This window comes from Micromonospora sp. NPDC003776, from assembly GCF_053605645.1.
This window is the reverse complement of sequence record NZ_JBSGJR010000567.1, coordinates 1-4,513: the sequence shown is the minus strand read 5'-3', so window position 1 is coordinate 4,513 and position 4,513 is coordinate 1. Positions and strand designations below refer to the sequence as shown.

The 4,513-nt window shown below is 74.1% G+C and carries 2 protein-coding genes; both read right to left on the bottom strand.

Annotated elements, in window-relative coordinates:
* Nucleotides 1-68 precede the first annotated feature (68 nt).
* Nucleotides 69-3,764 (bottom strand): M12 family metallo-peptidase, encoded by a 3,696-nt coding sequence (locus tag ACWEVO_RS30965; RefSeq protein WP_452311005.1) that lies wholly within the window; start codon nucleotides 3,762-3,764, stop codon nucleotides 69-71.
* Nucleotides 3,765-4,135: 371 nt separating this feature from the next.
* A partial coding sequence (locus tag ACWEVO_RS30960) for a LysE family transporter (RefSeq protein WP_452311004.1) occupies nucleotides 4,136-4,513 on the bottom strand: 378 nt, incomplete at its 5' end.

Here is a 4,513-nt window from a genome sequence, read left to right as displayed (position 1 = left end):
CGCGGCCCGTCGCCCCGGCGCACCCGGGCCGCGGGTGGACGGTCCGGGTCCTCCCGCGGCCCGCGCGGTCAGTGCAGGGTGAAGTTGCCGCTGGTCAGCTTCACCTCGGCGGTGCCCGCCCCGGTCCAGTCGGACGAGAAGAGCAGCGCGCCGCCCTGCCACAGGGCGATCCCGACGCTGTCGCTCCGGCCGGGAACGCCCTGGTCGGTGACGGTCACCGCCAGGGTCAGGCCGGTGGCCACGACCCGGCCGCCACCGTCGACCAGGGTGGCCTGGTAGCGGGCCTGCGCCGCGCCGCCGCTGCGGCTCAGCCCGAGGCTCTCGACCGCGGCGCCCCGGATCTCGTAGGCCCGGCCGCCGGAGCGGAACCCGACGGTCGCCGAGCCGCTGGGGCTCCTGCCCGCCGCTCCCGGCCTGGCGACCAGGTCGGCGGTCACCGGCGACCCGACGCTGGCCGGGTACCGGCCGGCGGACCGGCCCGCGGGCAGCACGCCGTCACCGGTGAGGAACGCCCCGTCCGTGGCCGCGACCGTCACCTCCGTGCTGGTGGCGCCGGTGTAGTGGCCGCCGACGGTCGCGGTGACGGTGTGGCTGCCCGCCGAAAGCGGCGCCGTGCAGGCCGCGGACGCGCTGGTGGTGGCCGTTCCGAGCGGTTCCAGCACGCCGGTGCAGAGGGTCGCCCCGCCCTCGGTGAAGGTCACCGTGGCGGTCCGGATGTCACCCGCCGTGGTGTCCGTCGCCGCGGGCAGCACCGAGCTGTCCCGGATCACGGCCCGCAGCAGGGCGGTGCCGGGCGCGCCGGCGGTCGCGGTGGTCACCAGCGTGTCGCCGGCCCAGGTGGCCGCCGCGTCCTCGGCGGTGACCGTGACGGTGAACGAGGTGTCGGCGGCCAGGCCGGTGCCGTCGGACACCGTCACGGTGACCGGGTAGTCGCCTGGGGCGGCCGTGGTGGTGCCGGTGACCGTCCAGCTGCGGGTACCGGGCACGGTGCCCGTCCCGGAGGTGCCGGACACGGCCAGGGAGAGCCCGGCGGGCAGGCCCACTGCGGCCGCGGTCAGCGCGGCGCCTGCGGTGTCGCCGTCGGTGGCCGTGACGGTGACCGTCGGCGAGAGCGCGTCACTGTACTGGACGCGCGCCCCGCCGGCCGGGGCGTCGTTGCCGACCACCGGGACGGCGCGGATGGTGATGTCGGCGTCGTTCAGGTCGAAGAAGACGTTGCCGACTGCCTCGATCCGGATCCGCGCCTGCGTCGTCGCCACGTTCGGCAGGGTGACCGTCGCGCTGCCGGTGTTCGGCACGCTCTCGGCCAGCACGTACGGGAAGGACTTCCCGCCGTCGGCGGAGAGCGTGATGCGCACCCGGGTGGCGTTCACCGGCGCCACGTCGGTGCCGGCCACGTCCCAGGTCACCGCCTGGGTCGAGCCGCCGTCGAGGACGGCGGCGGCGCCCTGCGAGGTGACCAGGAACGGCCCGGCGTCCGGGGCCAGCGCCACCGCGACGTCGGCGCTGCCGAGGCCGCCGCCGCCGAGCCGGCCGTCCCGGGCGGTCAGCTTGAAGTGCATGGTCCGGTCGTTGGTGAAGCCGACCCAGTCCCGGGTGGGCAGGAACTCCGAGTAGCAGTCGACCAGGTCGGCCGGCACGTTGGAGGCGCCGCCGGTGGGCGGCGGGGCCGGCGCGGCCGGGCAGGCGCCCGTCTTCGCGTTGGTGTTGCCGATGAGGATCTGCTTCATGTCCGGGAAGACGCGGGTGGAGTTGGTGGTCACCGCGTTCAGGCCGGGCGAGTGGTACTTCAGGGTGTCGCTCGGCGAGACGTAGGCCGCCTCCCCGAACACCCGGAACAGCGGGCCGTTGACCTTGGTGTTGTTGGTCAGCGCGGTGCCGGTCGAGCCACCCCGGTCGTTCTGTTCCCACAGGTACGTCACCGGGTCGCCGTCGGCGTCGGTGGCGGTGCCGGTCAGCGCGAACGGCGTACGCACCGGGATGGTGACGGCGGCCGGGACGGTGACCACCGGCGCGTGGTTGGCGGTCTCCTCGACGACGAAGCCGCCGTTGTCGATGGCGCCGCCCTTGGCCGTCTCGCCGACGAATCCGGACGCGCCGGAGAGGCCGGCGAGGGCCAGCGCCGGCACGTTGGTGGCGGCCAGCGTGCCGCCGAAGGTGACCTGGAAGCCGATGTCGGTGAGGGCGCCGCTGGCGCCGAAGGCGGCGACGGTGACGGTGGCGCCGGCCGGCCAGCCCGCGATGCCCTCGATCGCCTCCTTGATGCCGGCCGTGGTGTAGTTGGCGCCCCGCACGATCGGCGCGGAGTCGGCGCCGTTCCAGCCGACCCGGAACGCGTCGCCGTCGGTGTCGAAGTCGCGCAGCGAGACGGTCTGCACCTCGTTGATGGCCGCGCGGGTGGACGTCACGTAGGTGGTGATCTCGGTGTAGCTGCGGTGCGACCAGTACGGATCGCTGTGCGGCTGGAGGTTGTCCTGCTGGCAGATCCCGGCGTACGCCATGATCGAGGAACCGCTGCCCGGCTCGTACGAGTTGGCGGCGCTGCGGTTGCCGCCCGAGCAGTTGTACTGCGTGCCGTTGAAGGTGTGGTTGCCGGCGAACTGGTGACCCATCTCGTGCGCCACGTAGTCCACCGCGTAGTAGTCGCCGATCGGGGTGGGCAGGCCGGTGCAGCCCTGCGCCTTCCCGTTGCCGCCGATCACGCCGAGGCTGGCCACGCCACCGCCGTTCACGCCCAGGCCGATGTGGCCCACGTCGTAGTTGCTGGCGCCGACGAGCTGGCCGAGCACGATCCGGTTGCGGCTGAGCGTGCCGCTGCCGCACGAGCTGAGCTGCGCCGGGGTGAAGCAGGCCGCCGCGCCGCACGGGCCGTTCGGCTCGGTGGCCAGGGCCGGGGTGTTCAGGTTGGTCTTCTCGGTGTCGTTGATCAGCACGAGCCGGATCGCCGTCTCGTCCTCGTAGATCTGGGTCACCCGGTTCATCAGCGTGACCTTGGCCGCGGTGACGTTCTCCGCGCCGAAGAAGGTGGCGTAGGACGGGTCGGTCACCAGCGCCACCCGGTAGGTGCGCAGCTTGACCAGCGGTCCGGCGGGGGCTTCGGCGGGCGCGGCGGCCACCTCACCCTCGAGGGCCTGGGCCGCGTTCATCACGTCCTCCCGCTCGAGCAGGTCGCCGTGCGGGTTCGCCAGGTCCCGGGCGAAGTAGCTCGCGTACAGGCTCTGATCGAGGTGGTAGTACGGGTCGATGTACCAGGCGCCGGTGGCGGACCGGACCGAGGCGTGGAAGCCCAGCGGGGTCAGGTCGGCGCGGAGGGTCGCCGTGGGGTCGTCCAGGCCCTTGCCGGCGTACGTGCTGATCTCCGGGTGCGCCGCGGCTAGGCCGGCCTCCATCACCGGCGAGTCCACCAGTTCGAAGCGCTGGAACGTCCCGTCCGGCGCGGGCAGCGACACCACCTGGGCCGGTCCGCGGGCCGACCTGGCCCGCTCCGTCGGCGCCCGGTCGAGGACCGCCTTGATACCGGCCCGATCCAGGGTGTACGTGCTGAGCCGGTCGGCGTGCACGGTCGCCTTCCGGCCGGCCTTGGTCGGCGCCGGCTTGCCGTCCACCTTCTTCCACGGCCCACCGGAGGGCGGGGCGGCGCCGGCCGGGGTGGGGGATGCCAGCACCGGCAGCACCGCCGCCACCAGCGTGGCCACCAGGGCGGCGGCGACCCGGCCCGGACGGGTCCGGTGGTCTCGTCCGCGACGTATCAGGAATGTCCTCAACTCGTCTCCCTGCTCGGCGAGGAATGGCCGCGGCCGCCCGCCCGCCCGGGGTCGTCCGGGGCGTGCGCGAGCGGTCCACGGATTGGTCAGAGACCCTAGGCGGACGGGGGATCCCGAACATCAGCCGGTCAGCCGAGGGCGTCCTGACAGGACGTCGCCCCGTGGCCGCCCCGGCGGCCAGCCGCCGGCACCGTCCCCAGTGGCGGATGCGGAGAGCGCCGACCCGACGGCTGAGCCCTCGCCGGTCGGAGGTCGGAACGAAGACCGGTCGATCGGCGGCCCGAGCTGTCGATTTGACCGATGCCTATGTCATGGATCCGCAGGACGTCCGTCACACAACCGTCACACTCGTGGCGTCCATGGTGGACGGCTCAACGGTGCAGCAGGGTGACGACGGCGAGCGCCGCGATGATGGCGCTGGACAGCAGCGAGGTGACCCGCCGCCCCCGGCTGCCGGTGAGCGCCCGCCCGATCAGGGTCCCGCCCCCGGCGATCAGCAGTTGCCAGCTCGCCGAGGCGAGGAACGCCCCGAGGACGAAGAGCAGGGCGGTCCCCGTGCCGGCGCCACCGACGTCGCCCCGGCCGATGATGAGAGCCGCGAAGTAGACGACGGTGGCCGGGTTGAGCAGGGTCAGCGCCAGGATCGCGGTGAACGCGCGGGCCGGGGTGTCCAGCCCGCCCCGGCCGACCGACGCGGCGACGGGTGCCGCCGGGCGCAGGGCACGCCGGGCACACGGCCTGGCGTGCCC